The sequence below is a fragment of the Thermus sp. FJN-A genome (assembly GCF_054655095.1).
In genome coordinates this window covers 1-316 of record NZ_BAAHSC010000074.1, presented here as the reverse complement: position 1 = coordinate 316, position 316 = coordinate 1, and the positions used below count along the sequence as shown (strand labels likewise).

1 protein-coding gene is annotated in these 316 nt (G+C 67.1%); it reads left to right on the top strand.

Annotation, left to right across the window (positions count from 1 at the left end; all coding sequences use genetic code 11):
- The first annotated feature begins 1 nt into the window (after nt 1).
- Nucleotides 2-223, top strand: coding sequence for a BrnT family toxin (locus ACYQ0J_RS00385; RefSeq protein WP_460170246.1), 222 nt, complete (start codon nt 2-4; stop codon nt 221-223).
- Nucleotides 224-316: the final 93 nt, after the last annotated feature.

Sequence of the window (316 nt, the reverse complement as noted above, 5' to 3'; positions counted from 1 at the left end):
GGTGCGTCCCCAGGAGGTGGAGGAAGCCCTCACCGACCCCAAGCGGCTGGTGCTCCGCACGCGCTCCCAAGGGGGCGAGGAACGCTGGGCGGCCCTGGGGGCCACGGAAGCCGGAAGGGTCCTCTTCGTGGTCTTCACCCGCAGGGAAGGCAGGGTGCGGCCCATCACCGCCCGGGACGCCACCTTGGAGGAGAAACGCCGCTACCGGAGGAGGGGAAAGTAAAGCATGAAGAGAATGCGGAAGGTGCACAGCCTGGAGGAAATCCCCGAGTTCGCCAGTGAGGAAGAGGAGAGCCGTTTTTGGGCGGAGCACGGC